Genomic DNA, 16,801 nt, shown 5'->3' on the forward strand with positions numbered 1-16,801 from the left:
GACTTATTACCATTAGACTATATTAACTATTCTTCTGGATTAGAAGTGCTACTTTCAACTTCTTCTATCGCTTCTGGTGCTTGTTCTGCAATCTCTTCATCGACAATTGGTTCACTCTCTTCAACTTCAGGTTCATCATAGTTAGCGTAGAATTCTTCCATGTCAGATTCAGATTTGATGTCGATTTTGTGCGCAGTTAACTTTGCAGCTAAACGGGCATTTTGTCCACGTTTCCCGATCGCCAACGATAATTGGTAATCAGGTACTACTACCGTACAAACTTTTGGATTGTCAATATCAAAGATAACATCTTCAACTTGTGCCGGATTCAAAGAGTTCGCAATAAATACTGCCGGATCCTCATCCCATTCAACAATATCCATATTTTCGCCCTTTAATTCATTAACAATGGCCTGTACTCGCTGTCCCTTTGGACCAACACAAGTTCCGACCGGATCAATATTAGGGTCTGTCGAACGAACGGCGACTTTTGCACGATCACCAGCTTCGCGAGCAATACTAACAATTTCAACAATACCATCATAGACTTCAGGAATTTCTTGTTCGAATAAGCGGCGCAATAAATCAGGATGACTGCGGCTTACAAAAACTTGAGGGCCCTTCGACGTGTTTTCTACCCTAGAAACATAAACTTTAATGCGGTCATGGGGTTTGTAGTATTCATTGGGCATCTGGTCTTGTTTTGAAAGGACCGCTTCAATTTTTCCTAAATTAACATAGATATAGCGATTATCTTGACGCTCTACCACGCCTTGCATGATATCTTTTTCGTAAGCACTGTATTCATTATAGATGATACTACGCTCTGCTTCACGTACACGTTGCAAGATGACTTGCTTTGCCGTTTGAGCAGCAATTCGACCGAAATCTTTTGGCGTTACTTCAAAACGAATCGTATCGCCAATCTCATAGGCTGGATTGATATTCATCGCTTCTTTTAATGAAACTTCTAACTGCGAGTCCATAACTTCTTCGGTTACTTCCTTCACAGCATAGACATGAATATCTCCTTTTTTTTCGTTGAATTCCACTTCAACATTTTGTGATTGTCCATAATGACGTTTATAAGCAGAGACTAATGCCGCCTCTAACGCTTCGATCACGATTTCTTTCGAAACACCTTTTTCTGCTTCTAGAGTATCCAACGCGTTCAGCATTTCTTTACTCATTTTTATTTTCCTCCTATTTCATATTAACGAATCTATTTCTCAGAGTAAAATAGGTCTTGTTTTCAATACATATATCAATTTACTAAGAAAAAATAGGCTTGGTTTTTTATTAATTAAAATTCGATCGCAAAACGAGCTTTCGCGATATTTTTACGATCAAAGACCATATCCTTAGTGCGTGTCTTCACTTTGACTGTCAATGTCAATTCGTCCTCAGTTAGCTCTTTCAAAAAGCCTTGATATTGCTTTTCTCCATCAATATTTTGATATAACGAAACATTGATGTATTGTCCAATAGCTTTTTGATAGTCCTCTTCTTTTTTCAATGGACGTTCAGCCCCTGGTGATGAAACTTCAAGGAAATATGCTTGCGGAATCGGATCTGGATCGATCGAATCCAACTTATCGCTAAGTTTTTCACTGACAAAGGCACACTCTTCAATATCGATACCGCCTTCTTTATCAATAAATACTCTTAAAAACCAACTTTTGCCTTCTTTGAGGAATTCTACCTCGACTAGTTCAAAATTCTGCTCATCTAAAATTGGTGTTACTAAGTCAGTCACTGTTTCGACTACACTGCTCAAACTGCCAGCCTCCTTTATCCCATTAAAAAGAGTGAGCGAAAAATCCGCTCACTCACCATCTGTCTATGATTACATTGTTATATTAACACAAATCTACTGAAAATTCAACCGCATCATTTTCATAATGGAATTTTCTTTCATTTTAAAGCTGAATTTATCTTTTTCTTTACATATCAAACAATGAAAGTTGATTTTCATCAGGTAAATCTTTCAAAACACCATGAGTATCCATATACTCAATCAAGGTCTTCGATACTTTACCACGAGAAGCCAAATCTTCTTTCGATAAAAAAATACCGTCTTTGCGTGCATCAACGATTTGTTTAGCCACGTTTAAACCGAGTCCTGGTACAGCACGGAAAGGTGCGATCAGGGTATCTCCATCAATTACGAAATCTTGAGCATCTGATTTGTATAAATCGATCATGCCAAAATGGAAGTCACGTTCTAGCATCTCATTACATAATTCCAAGACAGTTAATTGATTTTTTTCCTTTGTTGATGCATCCATTCCTTTATCCGTTATAGCCTTCATTGCCGCCTTGACTGCATCTTTGCCTTTCGCCATTGCAACCAAGTCAAAATCATCTGCTCGGACGGAAAAATAAGCACAATAATAAAGAATTGGAAAATAAACTTTAAAGTAAGCAACCCGCAGCGCCATCAACACATAAGCTGCCGCATGGGCTTTGGGGAACATATACTTGATTTTTGAACACGAATCGATGTACCAGTCTGGAACATTATTTTCTTTCATAGCCGTTAAATAAGTCTCACGTAAATCATCATCAATTTTATTCCATTGACCTTTACGTACAGTTTCCATAATTTTGAAGGCCATTCCGCTGTCTAAGCCTGCATGAATTAAGTAGACCATGATATCATCCCGACAACCGATAACCTCGGCCAAATTGGCTTCTCCACGACTAATTAGTTCTTCCGCATTTCCTAACCATACATCGGTACCGTGAGATAAACCTGAAATTTGAAGTAATTCGGCAAATGTTGTCGGACCAGTCTCTTCTAACATTCCCCGAACAAATCGAGTCCCAAATTCAGGAATACCTAATGTCCCTGTTTTAGAATAAATCTGCTCTGCTTCGACACCTAGCACTTGCGGACCAGCAAAAATTTTCATTACTTCTGGATCATCTGTTGGGATCGTTTTAGGATCAATACCTGATAATTCTTGCAACATTCGAATCACGGTTGGATCATCATGTCCCAGTATATCGAGTTTCAATACGTTATCATGAATCGAATGAAAATCAAAGTGCGTCGTTTTCCACTCAGAATTTTGATCGTCTGCTGGATACTGGATCGGCGTGAAATCATAAACATCCATATAATCAGGAATAACAATGATTCCGCCTGGATGTTGACCTGTTGTCCGTTTAACACCAGTCGCTCCTTTAGCTAATCGATCAATTTCGGCATTTCGAAAATGCAAATTATGATCTCGTTCATATCCTTTAACAAATCCGTACGCCGTTTTGTCAGCTACCGTACCGATCGTACCTGCTCGGTAAACGTAATCCTCCCCAAACAGTACCTTTGTATAGTTATGAGCTTCTGCCTGATAATCTCCAGAAAAGTTCAGATCGATATCGGGAACCTTATCCCCATGGAAACCTAAGAAAGTTTCAAAAGGAATATCGTGTCCATCTTTGTTCAACCGTGCCCCGCATTTTGGACAAGCTTTTTCTGGTAAATCAAATCCCGACCCGTAAGAGCCATCTTCGAAAAACTCTGAATATTGACATTCTGGGCAATAATAATGTGGAGGTAAAGGATTTACTTCTGTAATACCTGTCATAGTAGCAACAAAACTTGATCCTACCGAACCACGCGATCCTACCAAATAACCATCAGCATTACTCTTGTGAACTAACTTTTGTGAGATTAAATAGATAACAGAAAATCCATTTCCAATAATCGAAGTCAATTCTTTTTCCAAACGCTTTTCTATGATTTCTGGCAATGGATAGCCGTATAACTCACGAGCGCGATCATAACTCAATTTTTTAATCTCTTCTTCTGAACCAGGAATTTTTGGTGTGTATAAATCATCTTTGACAGGAATAATTTCTTCACAACTATCCACCACTGCATTTGGCCCCTCAATAACAACCTCTTTTGCCAGTTCAGGTCCTAAGAAACTAAAGGCCTGTAGCATTTCGTCCGTCGTTCGAAAATGCACATCTGGTAAGCTATGGCGATTCAAGGGATTTGCGCCACCCATTGAACTGATTAAAATCTTGCGATAAATCGCATCTTCCTTGTTCAAATAATGGACATCTCCAGTAGCTACAACTGCTTTGTTTAGATCCTTACCAATCTGAATCAAATTTCGCAAAATATCTTCTAAATCCGACTCGTTCTTCACTAGTTCTTGTTCAATGAGAGGAGCGTAAACTGCCTTGGGCATTACTTCAATGTAATCATAAAATCCCGCACGATTTTTTGCTTCTTCAACACCCTTTTGCATCATTGCTTCAAAAATTTCACCTTGGGAACACGCAGATCCAACCAATAGATTTTCACGCAATTTATTTAGCTGTGAACGTGGAATCCGTGGCACTCGTTCGAAAAAATCGATATTAGACATTGAAATCAACTTAAATAAATCCTTTAAACCAGCCTGATTTTTTGCCAAAATCGTTGCATGAAATGGTCGTGCTCGTTTATAAGAATCCCCTTCACCAACATGATCGTTCAATTGATCATGATAATTCATATCATGTTTCTCAATGGCCTCTTTAACAAATATCCATGCTAAATGGCCCGTAGCTTCAGCATCATATACCGCTCGGTGATGTTGCTCTAGATTAACACCGAACTTTTTAGTTAAAACACCTAAACCAAACCGCTTAAACTCAGGATACAAGAAGCGCGCCAATTCTAGGGTATCAATAACTGGATTGGGTGTTTCTGGCATATCATGACGAACATATGTCGTATTGATAAAACCAATATCAAATGTAGCATTATGGGCAACTAATATTGAACCTTCACAGAATTTTTCAAATAATTCCATAACTTCTTTTTCTGGTTTTGACCCTCGTACCATCTCATCAGTAATCCCAGTTAAGTTGATTGTCGTTTCTGACAACGGATGACCTGGATCGATAAATTCTTCAAAAGTATCAATAACATTTCCTTTATGCATCTTAACTGCCGCCAATTCAATGATCGTATCATAAACAGCTGAAAGACCGGTAGTTTCCACGTCAAATACAACATAAGTCGCATCTGTTAAAGATTCATGGGTATCATTATACGCAATTGGAACACCATCGGAAACGACATTTGCTTCAACGCCATAAAGAATCTTCACTCCAGCTTTCTTTCCAGCCGCATGAGCTTCTGGAAAAGATTGTGCACCGCCGTGATCAGTGATTGCTATTGCTCGATGTCCCCATTTTCCAGCCTGAGCAACCAGCTCGCTGGCACTGTTAATCGCGTCCATCGTACTCATATTGGTATGCAAATGCAATTCCGAACGCTTTTCAGTTGCTGTATCTTGACGTTCTGGATGCTTAACTTCTTGAATATCTTGTGCATTCATAACAAGGTCACGCATGAAAGTATCTTCTTGTACGCTACCTCGAACACGAATCCAGCTATTATTAGCAATTGCTTCAAAAATAGCTTCGTCTTTTTCACCGTTAGAGAATTTTTTTACTACAAACGAAGAAGTATAATCGGTCATTTTTAAGATCAAGATTTTACGCTTTGAACGTAACTCGCGGACTTCTTTATCAAAAATAAATCCTTCAATTGTAATGCGCCGTTCCTCTTCAATAATATTTCCCATTGGTGTAACAGCTTCATCAGCGGGGATATTCCGTCCCATTTGTATCGGCCCGTCAAAATGAGCCGCATTTTCTTTCTGTTCCTTTTTCTTTGATTCATATTGCGCTAAGCTAGCAGCTGCTTGCTCCTGCATAGCTTGTGCTTGGGCTTGTTTGCGTACTTCAAACTCTTGTAATTTTTTGTCAGCCTGCTCTTTATCTACCTCTGGATCAATCCGCAAATGTGGAAATCCATATGAAACCAGGCTTTCTTCAATCAATGGCAAGTATTGTTGCTTCAAAAACGGAATAACGGTCTCATTGTCGATCAATAATACAATTCGTTTATCTTGGACAACTGGCAACGGTTTGCTCAAAACTTGCTTAACCAGGGGTGTATCACAATCCTGTTCACTCAAGGCTAATTGCCAATAGTTTTGTAGAAGCTCTTCATCGAATTGCTGCTCTTCCGGCATGATATGTAATTTTACCTTTGCAATAGATCGAAAGGCGACTTGCAGTTTTTGATGAAACGTGTAAAATAATTTCGCCGGTAAAATTTTTGGTGTTTGAATAAAAAATTCCCACACGCGTGATTTTTCGTGAACAACGACTTCTTTGATCTCTGATGCTTGGATCAGCGGATGCTGCTGCTCTGTCTCGGCTAATTCAATTTGTCGTAATAAACTTTCGAACAACTCACGATTTTTAGACAAAATGACATCTCCTTCACTTTTTCAAGTATGTTCCAGTATACCTGTTTTTTTTTATGATTGCATTAGAAAAAGGATCGAAATAATTTCGATCCTTTCATTTTAAAAGAAGAAACGCTGGATATCATTCCATGTGACTAAAATCATTAGCAGCATGATAAAACCAAATCCGATCATGGTAATCATACCTTCTTTGTCTGGATCGAGCGGTTTTCCACGGACTCCTTCGATGAAATTCAATAAAATTTTCCCGCCATCAAAAGCTGGGATTGGCAACAAATTAACAATTCCCAAGTTAATTGATAATAACGCCATCAAATAAATGACTGTTTTGATTCCTGCTCTTGATGCTTCTGCGGACATCTGATACATCATTACAGGCCCGCCAAGCTTATCAAGACTAAATCCTGTGAACAACGAGCCTAGCGCTCCAAAAATCCTAGTGACCATATCCCACGATTGAGTCAGACCGCCGATTACTTTGTCGCTAAAACTCGTCTTCATATAAGGCGTCACACCAATTTGGCCAACTTTTTCACCATTACTCTTAATACTTTTCGGTGTCATCTGCACTGTCTTTTCTTTACCATCTCGTTCAATCACTACATTTAATTCTTTGCCTGGTTTTTTCGTAACAGTATTAGTCAGATCGTCCCAAGTAGAGATTTTCTTCCCATTAACAGAAACGATTGCATCGTGATCCCTTAGTCCTGCTACTGCTGCCGGGCTATCCGCTTGAACCGTTCCAATTTGATTGGTTGCATAATCTGCTACTCCGCCTTGTAAAAAAGCTAAGGCAATAAACAATATGATTGTCAGAATGAAATTATTCATCGGTCCAGCAAAATTAGTCAAAATACGTGAACTCAACTTCGCTGATTGAAACTGGACATCCCGCGGAGCAATCCGAACCTCCGTTCCACTTTCTTCAATCACTGTTGCGTCATGCTGTACATTATAACTCGTCTCTTGACTCTCATCACCATTTACATATCCTTTAATGACCAAATCATCTACAAGATCAGCAGTGATCAGCTCCATTGGGATACTGTTGGGTAATTGAATTTTTTTACTAACATTAATCCGACGAACTTTATTATCTGAAGTCAGCTCAACTGACAGTGGCATCCCTGGACTCAATTCAGTTTCTTCATCTTCTAAACCAGCCATTCTCACATAACCACCAATTGGTAATAGACGCAACGTGTATGTAGTACCATCTTTTCCCATGTGAGCTATAAGTTTTGGTCCCATGCCAATTGAAAATTCTCGGACTAAAATTCCCGCGCGTTTTGCGAAGAAAAAATGTCCGAACTCATGAACAATTACAAGAACACCAAAAACGATTAAAAACGTAATAATCGTACGCATAATTTTCCTACCTTCACTAGTTTCTTAGAGATAGTTTATCATAGTCTCAAAAAAAAACATTCCTTTACTGATCATTTCATAGAAAATTTAAAGAAACTCTGAGTAAAACTCAAAGCTTTTACTTTAACTACGTCTTTTCAAAAAAACCAGTAAGATAATAAAAAGAGCGTTTCCGCTCTTTTTAAAATACACCCAATAAATGCATTACAGGAAAGACGAACAGCATACTGTCAAAACGATCTAAAATTCCACCGTGCCCTGGTAAAATATTTCCTGAATCTTTCACCCCATAATGTCGTTTGATTGCTGACTCTACTAAATCTCCAAATTGCCCCACAACTGAGAAAATAATCGTAAAAATAATCATCGTCACTAGATTATGTTGAAATGCTGCGGGTTGAACTAAAAGGAACACTACTGCTACAATGACCGCACTTGCGATACCGCCTAGTGCACCTTCAACTGTTTTGTTTGGTGAAATATCTGGCCACAGTTTATGCTTTCCGATTTGGCGTCCTAGCATGTAAGCACCAATATCTGTTGCCCAAACTACAAAGAACGCAAACAGTAAAATCGCTAACCCATCAGCTCGGGCTGTAACTAAATTTTGAAAACCAACACCTACGTATAAACTTGCAACAATTGGAAAACCTGCTTCATCAATAGTATAGGTATTCTTCGAAACAACAGAAAATCCTAAAATAATCATTACAGTTAAATAGAATAATAGAAAATTAATATTATCTCCACTTAAAAACGGCATCCAACGCTCTGCTGGCAAAACCAAAAAGACTGCACCTAAAATCGAAAGCACTCCCTCAAAACTCAAAATCGCAAGTCCTTTCATGCGGAACAACTCATATACACCAATCCCAGCTAGTATTGCTGCTGCTAGTTCTACCGCGATTCCACCGACATAAAGAATCGGAATAAAGATTATTAAAGCAACAACTGCGGTAATGACTCGTTGTCTCATTTCTTATCCTCCTTGTTCAAGCCTCCAAAACGCCGATTTCTTTGTTGGAAAGAAGCGATTGCTGCTTCTAAGTGGTTACCATCAAAGTCCGGCCATAGGGCTTTAGTGAAATATAACTCGCTATAAGCTAATTGCCACAGCAAGAAATTACTGATTCGTTCTTCTCCGCTCGTTCGAACAACTAATTCAGGATCTCTCAATTCTTTAGTTAGAAAACCCGTCATTAAATGATCACCAACGATGTCATCATTGATCGATTCAACGGAAAGTTCATCATTTTTGACCTCTTGAGCCATTTGCTTAATCGCCGTGATGATTTCAGCACGGCTTCCATAATTCAAGGCAAAGTTTAAAACCAAGCCATCGTTTTGAGCCGTTTGCTCAATTGCGCGCTTCACGGCATCTTGAGTGTGTGCAGGTAAATATTCTTCGTAGCCCATTACATGGACTTGTACGTTTTCTTCAATCAATTCTGGTACAAAAGTATCAAAAAAATCTACTGGCAGTTGCATCAAAAAATTAACTTCCTCTTCGGGTCGTTTCCAATTTTCTGTTGAGAAAGCATACAATGTTAGAACTTTTACGCCTAAACGATTCGCATGTTTCGTGATTTTTTTAACTGTTTCCATACCTTCTTTATGTCCGGCAATTCTCGGTAACCGTCGATTTTGTGCCCAGCGGCCGTTACCATCCATAATAATCGCAATATGCTTCGGTACAGCACCTTCGGGATCAAAAACGAATTGCGCAGCTTCTGGCGTATATTTTTGTTTTTGTGGAAAAAAACGCAACACCATGTTTTTCCCTCCTCTATTAAAATCGCAAATTTAGAAATACTTTTGAAAAGTCATCTGCCATTATAACAATAAAATGCGGTTATTCCTACGAAAAATAAATACCTTTAGGCTTTTTCAATGAATTTAAATTGCCCATGCCAAGGCAAAACGCAGCAAAAAAACCCAAAGAAATATTCTTCAGGTTTTTTCTATCAGTTTAAACTTCTAACAATTCCTTTTCTTTTTCAGCAACAATTGAGTCAATCGCCTTAATGTTGTCATCTGTCAATGACTGGATATCTTTTTCAGCGTTGCGTAAGTCATCCTCTGTCAAATCACCATTTTTTTGTTGTTTTTTATAATCATCCATCGCATCACGACGAATATTACGAACAGCAATTTTTGCACCTTCTGACTCTTTTTTAACTTCTTTAGCTAATTCTTTACGGCGTTCTTCTGTCAGCTGAGGAATCACCAAACGAATCACATTACCATCATTAGCTGGATTCAATCCAATATCACTGGCTAGGATCGCTTTTTCCACATCATTAATCATATTTTTGTCAAATGGTGTTACCATTAATACACGCGCTTCTGGGATAGTGATCGATGCCATTTGGTTAACAGGTGTTGGTACACCGTAATAGTCAACTGTGATACGATCAAGCAAGCTTGCATTTGCACGACCAGCGCGAATTTGGCCTAATTGACGCTGCAAAGCCTCTTGAGCCTTCTTCATTTTGTCTTTTGCTTCATTCATTACTACATCTGCCATTTTATTTCCCCCTAACAGTTGTCCCGATATTTTCACCGAGCACAACACGTTTAATATTTCCTGGTTCATTTAAATTAAAAACAACAAGTGGAATGTCATTATCCATGCTTAATGAACTTGCTGTTGAATCCATGACTTGCAACCCTTTAGCGATTACATCTAAATGTGTCAATTCTTCATATTTCACTGCATTTTCATCAAGTTTCGGATCAGCTGAATAAACACCATCAACATTATTTTTCGCCATCAAGATTACGTCAGCATTTACTTCTGCCGCTCTTAATGCCGCTGTTGTATCAGTTGAGAAGTAAGGATTTCCTGTACCGCCGGCAAAAATAACGATGCGTCGTTTTTCAAGGTGACGCTCCGCTTTGCGACGAATATATGGTTCTGCGATTTGACGCATTTCAATTGATGTTTGGACACGCGTCGGTACACCGATATTTTCCAACGCATCTTGCAATGCCAAAGCATTCATCACAGTTGCTAACATACCCATATAATCCGCTTGAGCACGTTCCATCCCCATTTGCGCGCCGATTTGTCCGCGCCAAATATTTCCGCCGCCTACAATAATCGCCATTTCAATACCTAAATCATGTACTTCTTTGATTTCTTCAACGATTTCTTGGATCACTGGTGGATTGATACCAAATTTTTCATCGCCAGCTAGGGCCTCTCCACTGAGTTTCAATACTACACGTTTATACTTTGGTTCATTCATCTCTCAATACCTCCACTGTCACTCTATTGATATTTTAGCATACTCTGCCTTTGAAGCGAGCGTAATTTGAATTTGCTTAAAAAAAGGGAGCGCACTTTTCACGTGCGTTCCCGACTGTTTTAAAAACAGAATTATTTTTTAATTTGGCTCATAACTTCTTCAACAAAGTTATCTTCTCGTTTTTCGATACCTTCGCCAACTTCAAAACGAACAAAGCTTGCAACTGTAGCACCTTTAGAAGATACATATTTTTCAACAGTCATATCAGGATCTTTAACGAATGGTTGGTCAACCAAAGCGATTTCTGCTTTAAATTTATTCAAACGTCCAATAACCATTTTTTCAACGATATTAGCTGGTTTGCCTTCATTTAATGCTTGTTCAGTAAGAACAGTTTTCTCATGCTCCAACTCAGACTCTGGGATTTGGCTTTCGTTTACATAACGAGGGTTAATTGCAGCAACATGCATTGCAACATCTTTTGCAACTGATTCGTCAGTAGTACCGTTTAATAATGCTAAAACAGCGATACGTCCACCCATATGCAAGTATCCGCCAAATGCTGCATTGTCTTCTTTTTCAACAACTTCAAAACGACGGAAATTGATTCTTTCACCGATAACTTGAGTCGCTTCAATCAAAGCTGCTTCTAAGGTTTCGCCTTTAGCGTTAGTTAATTTCATTGCTGCATCCATGTCAGCTGGCTTATGTTCAGCTACTAATGATGCAATTTCCTTAACTAGATCTTGGAACATTTCATTTTTAGAAACGAAGTCTGTTTCAGAGTTTACTTCAACAATTGCAGCAGTATTTCCATGGATTGCAACTGAAGCTAAACCTTCAGCAGCAATGCGGTCATTTTTCTTAGCTGCTTTAGCCATACCTTTTTCACGTAAAAGGTCCACAGCTTTTTCAATGTCGCCTTCTACTTCTACTAATGCTCGTTTAGCATCCATCATCCCTACGCCAGTCATGTCACGTAGTTCTTTTACCATTTTAGCTGTTACGTCTGCCATTTTAAGGGCCTCCTTAGTTTTTCTAAAAAAGCTGCTTCAAAGGAAAATATTTACTTTGAAGCAGCATATGCTACGAAATTATTCAGCTGATTCAGTAGAAGCATTGTCGCCTTCCACTACATCAACGATTTCTTCGATTGAAGTTGCTTGTCCGCCATCTTCAGCTACGAAGTCTTCTTCTGCCACTTGATCTTCACCTTGATTGCCTTCGATGAAAGCATCAGCCATTTTTGCAGTGATCAATTTCACAGCACGGATAGCATCATCATTTGAAGGGATAACTACATCTATTTCATCTGGATCGCAGTTTGTATCAACCATAGCAACGATAGGAATGTTCAATTTATGAGCTTCTTGAACAGCAATACGTTCTTTACGAGGATCAACGATATACATAACATCTGGAATACGAGGCATATCAGCGATACCGCCTAAGAATTTTTCTAAACGTTCGCGTTCTTTGTTCAAACCAACAACTTCTTTTTTAGGCAATACTTCGAAAGTACCGTCTTGTTCCATAGCGTTGATTTGTTTCAAACGAGCAATACGTTTTTGGATTGTATCCCAGTTAGTTAAAGTTCCACCTAACCAACGATGGTTTACATAGTATTGACCAGCGCGGATAGCTTCTTCTTTGATTGCTTCTTGAGCTTGTTTCTTAGTACCTACGAACAATGCAACGCCACCGTCTTCAGCAACATCTTTCATGTAGTCGTAAGCTGCATCTACTAATTTGACTGTTTTTTGCAAGTCAATGATGTAGATTCCGTTTCTTTCTGTGAAGATGTATTTCTTCATTTTTGGGTTCCAGCGACGAGTTTGGTGACCAAAATGTACGCCGGCTTCTAGTAATTGTTTCATAGACAATACTGACATTTGTGTTTCCTCCAATTGGTTTTTTGTTTTCCTCTCCTGCTCTCTTCTTTATAAGGAACTGACTAGCAGCACCGCCTTACAAATCAAGTCAGAATGTGGATTTTTGTGAATAGTCTCCTACACACAATTAGTTATTATACAAGAAGCTTTTTAATAAATCAATCCTTTTCTATTGCTTTTCAGTACATTAATATTTGTAAAGGAATACTGTTTAAAAAAACTTTTTCTGCTATACTGAGTGCATAATTATAATTATGATTTTTTCTTAGCAACATGAGTATAAAAAAAGTAAGGCCTTTTCGAGCGCTTACTATGAGAAACACACGGATTTTAAACCCGTTCACTACATAGGAATAAGGAGTTTTTTTATGCGAAAAAAAGATCGACACGAATTAATCAAGCAAATTATTTCAGACAATCCCATTAGAAACCAAAATGAATTAATGGATTACTTACAGCAGTATCAAGTATCAGCTACTCAAGCGACAATCTCGAGAGATATTCGTGATTTGAAAATCGTGAAAACAATTGACGAATCAGGCAAACCACGCTTTGAAATATTTCAAGAGCAGCAAGTCCCTTCTGAGGATGATGATATCAAACGTTTGATTCGTATGACTAGCGATGTAATTATTAAGGTAGATACCGTTCAATTTATGACCATTGTCAGTACTCTACCCGACAACGCCCACTTGTTAGCTTCAGTCTTAGATGACCTTTCAAGCAACCTGATTGTCGCAACAATGGCGAGTTTTGATACAATTATTATTATTTCAAGAACACCTGAAGATGCACAATCAGTTACTGCTTTTTTACAAAATCCATCAACTATTTCCATTTTTAGTTAGCAAAAAAACCGGAGAAGATTTCTCCGGTTTTTATTTACATTTTATTCGGCGCATGAACACCTAACAGTCGTAAATCTTCTTTTAAGATGACTGTTACTGCATGAACCAATGCCAGACGAGCGTTTTTCTGCTCATCATCCACTAAAATTTTCGTGTGGGCATAATATTTATTAAAAGCCTGAGCTAACTTGATCGAATGCTTTGCAATCACTGAAGGCTCGTATTGATCTGCCGCCTGCATCACGACCTCAGGATAACTTTGAAGCAATTTGATGATCTCCCAGCTATCTGCATCATTCAGTGCATAATCTGTTTCATTTTCAACACTAAAGCCTGATTTTTCTAAAATAGTCATTGCACGAGCATGTGTATACTGAACATAAGGACCAGTTTCTCCTTCAAAGCGTACAACTTCTTCCAAACTAAAGTCAAAATTATTCAAACGATCATTTTTTAAATCGTGGAAGACTACTGCTCCGACGCCAACTTGATGAGCAACTTCTTCTTTATTTGGTAAATCAGGATTTTTTTCTTGGATTTGAGCGAATGCAGAGTCTTTTGCTTCGTTCAAAACTTCTTCCAATAAAACAATTTTTCCTTTACGTGTTGATAGTTTCTTACCATCTTTTGTAATCAAACCAAATGGTATGTGAATCATTTCGTCCGACCAATCGAAATCCATTTCTTTCAAAACAGCTTTTAACTGTTTAAAGTGTCCGCTTTGCTCATTCCCCACAACGTACAAAGATTTAACAAAATTATACTCGCGCTTACGATAAAGAGCTGCCGCTAAATCACGAGTAATGTATAATGTCGCACCGTCAGATTTCTTGATCAATGCAGGGTTCAATCCATATTTTTCAAGATCGACGATTTCTGCTCCTTCATTAGTTTGTAACAAATGTTTCTCTTCTAGCATTGTAACAACTTCATCCATCTTATCGTTATAGAAAGCTTCCCCATTATAAGAGTCAAAATCAATTTCCAACATACCATAGATTTTGTTGAACTCATTTAATGACTCGCTTCGGAACCATCTCCATAATTCTAAAGCTTCAGAATCATTTTCTTCTAATCTCTTAAACCAAGCACGTGCTTCATCATTTAGTTCGGGTTCTTCTTCAGCTTTTTCATGAAATTCCACATACAACCGTAACAGTTCGTTGATTGGCTCTGCTTTAACCTTTTCCTCAGATCCCCATTTTTTATAAGCCACAATTAATTTACCAAATTGGGTTCCCCAATCACCTAAATGGTTAATCTTAATTGGCTGATAACCTATTTTACTTAAGATCAGACTGATTGAATTACCAATCACTGTTGAGCGCAGGTGCCCCATTGAAATTGGTTTTGCAATGTTTGGCGAAGACATATCAATCGTCACATTGCCCTCATTTCCAATGCTGCTGTCACCGAAATGATTTTCTTCTTTAGCAATTTGTTTTAAAACCATGCTGGAAATCACTTCTTTTTTCATGAAAAAGTTCAAATATGGACCCACGACTTCAATTTTTTCAAATGCTGTTGGATCGATTTTTTCCGCTAATTCTGCAGCGATTTGCTGAGGTGCTTTACGAAATACTTTCGCTAAAGCAAATGCCGGAAATGCAACATCTCCATGGTCCACTGATTTAGGATTTTCCAGCAAACGTTCTACTTCTGATAACGAAAGGTTTTCTTTTACTACTTCAAAAACAGCTTGTGCGACGATTTCTTTGTTATTCATCCAAATTTCCTCCCTATTTATCCATCAATTCTGAGATTCAGACAATCGCTTTCCGAAAATAAATCTGATTCTCACTTCGCATACGTTTCTACTTATACAGCTAAGGCGAATGGCAAAATTCACAAAAAAAAGTCTCTGATGTACAAAATACATCAGAGACGAGAATTCCCGCGGTACCACTCTTATTGTCGTAAACGACCAACTTAGGCTATAACGGTAGCTGCCGATTCATCTCGAAAGTGCGCCCTCTATTTTTGTTTATTCGGCTCTCACCTACCCGAACTCGCTGAGAAACAGACCATAGACTTCTCTTTTTCATCGATGAATAATTATCTGGGATTCATATTAACAGAAAAATCTCCATCTGACTAGTCAAGTAAAGTATTTTATGCTTTCGGAATGAATAAATTTCCTAAAGTTGCGGCCATCACGGCTTTGATTGTATGCATCCGGTTTTCAGCTTGTTGGAATTGCAAAGCATTTTTGCCTCGGAAGACTTCATCAGTGACTTCCATTTCTTTCAATCCATATTTTTTCTTAGTCTCTTTCGCTACTTCTGTTTCAAGATCATGAAAAGCTGGTAAACAATGCAAAAAAATTGTTTCATTTTTTTGCGTTTTCATCATTAACTCTTGGTTGACCTGATAGGGTAATAACAGTTCAATGCGTTCTTTGAAAGTCTCCTCTTCTCCCATTGATACCCATACGTCAGTATAAATAATATCCGCCTGAGCTACCCCTTGATCGATATCATCTGTAATTAAAACGTTTCCTTTTGATGCTTTTGCATATTCTTCAGCCATCACTATCAAATCGTTTTCTGGAAATAGTTTTTCCGGTGTCACGATTGAAATGTTTATACCTAAAATCGCACTGGTAATTAAAAGAGAATTAGCTACATTGTTTCTGCCATCACCAACATATGCTAATGTTAAGCCTTCTAATTTTCCAAAATGTTCTTTGATCGTCAAAAAGTCTGCTAGCATTTGTGTCGGGTGCCATTCATCAGTTAACCCATTCCATACTGGTACCCCTGAATACTCGGCTAAAGCTTCAACAGTTTTTTGAGAAAAGCCACGATACTCAATCCCATCAAACATACTTCCGAGAACCTTGGCCGTATCTTCTACAGATTCCTTTTTACCTAATTGAATATCATTTTTACCTAAATACTCAGGATGGGCTCCTAAATCAATTGCAGCCGTCGTAAAAGCTGCACGTGTACGAGTAGAGGTTTTTTCAAATAGTAATGCGATATTTTTTCCCGCTAAATATTTATGCGAAATATTCTGTTGCTTCAGATCTTTTAAATGTGCTGCAAAATCAATTAGATAAAGTAATTCTTCTTTTTTGAAATCATTCTCTTTTAAAAAGCTTTTCCCTTGAAAAATACTAGTCATTGTAATCCCTCCATTAAATGAATATTAAT

At 38.1% G+C, this 16,801-nt stretch carries 13 protein-coding genes; 1 reads left to right on the top strand and 12 read right to left on the bottom strand.

Annotated elements, in window-relative coordinates:
- Positions 1 to 26 precede the first annotated feature (26 nt).
- The 10 genes from nusA to rpsB all read right to left on the bottom strand — a co-directional run bounded on the left by nusA (position 27) and on the right by rpsB (position 12,798).
- A complete protein-coding gene (gene nusA, locus JZO85_RS21560; protein WP_207110586.1) occupies positions 27 to 1,190 on the bottom strand; it encodes a transcription termination factor NusA in 1,164 nt (387 codons plus the stop codon).
- 113 nt (positions 1,191 to 1,303) lie between these two features.
- Positions 1,304 to 1,777 carry a ribosome maturation factor RimP gene (rimP, locus tag JZO85_RS21565; RefSeq protein WP_207110587.1) on the bottom strand — a complete coding sequence of 158 codons (474 nt, stop codon included), beginning with the start codon at positions 1,775 to 1,777 and terminating at the stop codon, positions 1,304 to 1,306.
- A 166-nt stretch (positions 1,778 to 1,943) separates the two neighbouring features.
- Positions 1,944 to 6,287: a PolC-type DNA polymerase III gene (locus tag JZO85_RS21570; RefSeq protein WP_207110588.1), complete on the bottom strand. Its 4,344-nt coding sequence runs from the start codon at positions 6,285 to 6,287 to the stop codon at positions 1,944 to 1,946.
- A gap of 99 nt (positions 6,288 to 6,386) precedes the next feature.
- Positions 6,387 to 7,655, bottom strand: a complete 1,269-nt coding sequence (gene rseP, locus JZO85_RS21575) for an RIP metalloprotease RseP (RefSeq protein WP_207110589.1) — start codon at positions 7,653 to 7,655, stop codon at positions 6,387 to 6,389.
- A 181-nt stretch (positions 7,656 to 7,836) separates the two neighbouring features.
- Positions 7,837 to 8,631 (bottom strand): phosphatidate cytidylyltransferase, encoded by a 795-nt coding sequence (locus tag JZO85_RS21580; RefSeq protein ID WP_207110590.1) that lies wholly within the window; start codon positions 8,629 to 8,631, stop codon positions 7,837 to 7,839.
- Positions 8,628 to 9,425: an undecaprenyl pyrophosphate synthase gene (uppS, locus tag JZO85_RS21585; RefSeq protein ID WP_207110598.1), complete on the bottom strand. Its 798-nt coding sequence runs from the start codon at positions 9,423 to 9,425 to the stop codon at positions 8,628 to 8,630. Before uppS ends, JZO85_RS21580 begins: the two co-directional genes overlap by 4 nt.
- A 199-nt stretch (positions 9,426 to 9,624) precedes the next feature.
- The gene (gene frr, locus JZO85_RS21590) at positions 9,625 to 10,182 is read right to left on the bottom strand and encodes a ribosome recycling factor (protein WP_207110591.1); all 558 of its coding nucleotides are present in this window, start codon (positions 10,180 to 10,182) and stop codon (positions 9,625 to 9,627) included.
- A gap of 1 nt (position 10,183) precedes the next feature.
- Positions 10,184 to 10,906 (bottom strand): UMP kinase, encoded by a 723-nt coding sequence (gene pyrH, locus JZO85_RS21595; RefSeq protein ID WP_207110592.1) that lies wholly within the window; start codon positions 10,904 to 10,906, stop codon positions 10,184 to 10,186.
- A 131-nt stretch (positions 10,907 to 11,037) separates the two neighbouring features.
- Entirely contained in the window at positions 11,038 to 11,922 is an 885-nt protein-coding gene (gene tsf, locus JZO85_RS21600; RefSeq protein WP_207110593.1) for a translation elongation factor Ts, read from the bottom strand.
- 78 nt (positions 11,923 to 12,000) lie between these two features.
- Positions 12,001 to 12,798: a 30S ribosomal protein S2 gene (gene rpsB, locus JZO85_RS21605; protein WP_207110594.1), complete on the bottom strand. Its 798-nt coding sequence runs from the start codon at positions 12,796 to 12,798 to the stop codon at positions 12,001 to 12,003.
- Between the two features lie 368 nt (positions 12,799 to 13,166).
- Between rpsB and JZO85_RS21610 the strand changes: the two genes are divergently transcribed.
- A complete protein-coding gene (locus JZO85_RS21610) occupies positions 13,167 to 13,646 on the top strand; it encodes an arginine repressor (RefSeq protein WP_207110595.1) in 480 nt (159 codons plus the stop codon).
- A 34-nt stretch (positions 13,647 to 13,680) separates the two neighbouring features.
- Here the strand turns inward: JZO85_RS21610 and argS are convergent, their stop codons facing one another.
- Positions 13,681 to 15,372 carry an arginine--tRNA ligase gene (gene argS / locus JZO85_RS21615; RefSeq protein WP_207110596.1) on the bottom strand — a complete coding sequence of 564 codons (1,692 nt, stop codon included), beginning with the start codon at positions 15,370 to 15,372 and terminating at the stop codon, positions 13,681 to 13,683.
- Between the two features lie 386 nt (positions 15,373 to 15,758).
- Positions 15,759 to 16,772: an ornithine carbamoyltransferase gene (gene argF, locus JZO85_RS21620; protein WP_207110597.1), complete on the bottom strand. Its 1,014-nt coding sequence runs from the start codon at positions 16,770 to 16,772 to the stop codon at positions 15,759 to 15,761.
- Positions 16,773 to 16,801: the final 29 nt, after the last annotated feature.

This window comes from Candidatus Enterococcus murrayae, assembly GCF_017315985.1.
Classification (GTDB): domain Bacteria; phylum Bacillota; class Bacilli; order Lactobacillales; family Enterococcaceae; genus Enterococcus_A; species Enterococcus_A murrayae.

Coding starts and splice junctions, on each gene's coding strand:
- nusA (WP_207110586.1), bottom strand. CDS start 1,190: ATGAGTAAAGAAATGCTGAACGCGTTGGATACTCTAGAAGCAGAAAAA.
- rseP (WP_207110589.1), bottom strand. CDS start 7,655: ATGCGTACGATTATTACGTTTTTAATCGTTTTTGGTGTTCTTGTAATT.
- JZO85_RS21580 (WP_207110590.1), bottom strand. CDS start 8,631: ATGAGACAACGAGTCATTACCGCAGTTGTTGCTTTAATAATCTTTATT.
- frr (WP_207110591.1), bottom strand. CDS start 10,182: ATGGCAGATGTAGTAATGAATGAAGCAAAAGACAAAATGAAGAAGGCT.
- pyrH (WP_207110592.1), bottom strand. CDS start 10,906: ATGAATGAACCAAAGTATAAACGTGTAGTATTGAAACTCAGTGGAGAG.
- tsf (WP_207110593.1), bottom strand. CDS start 11,922: ATGGCAGACGTAACAGCTAAAATGGTAAAAGAACTACGTGACATGACT.
- rpsB (WP_207110594.1), bottom strand. CDS start 12,798: ATGTCAGTATTGTCTATGAAACAATTACTAGAAGCCGGCGTACATTTT.
- JZO85_RS21610 (WP_207110595.1), top strand. CDS start 13,167: ATGCGAAAAAAAGATCGACACGAATTAATCAAGCAAATTATTTCAGAC.
- argS (WP_207110596.1), bottom strand. CDS start 15,372: ATGAATAACAAAGAAATCGTCGCACAAGCTGTTTTTGAAGTAGTAAAA.
- argF (WP_207110597.1), bottom strand. CDS start 16,772: ATGACTAGTATTTTTCAAGGGAAAAGCTTTTTAAAAGAGAATGATTTC.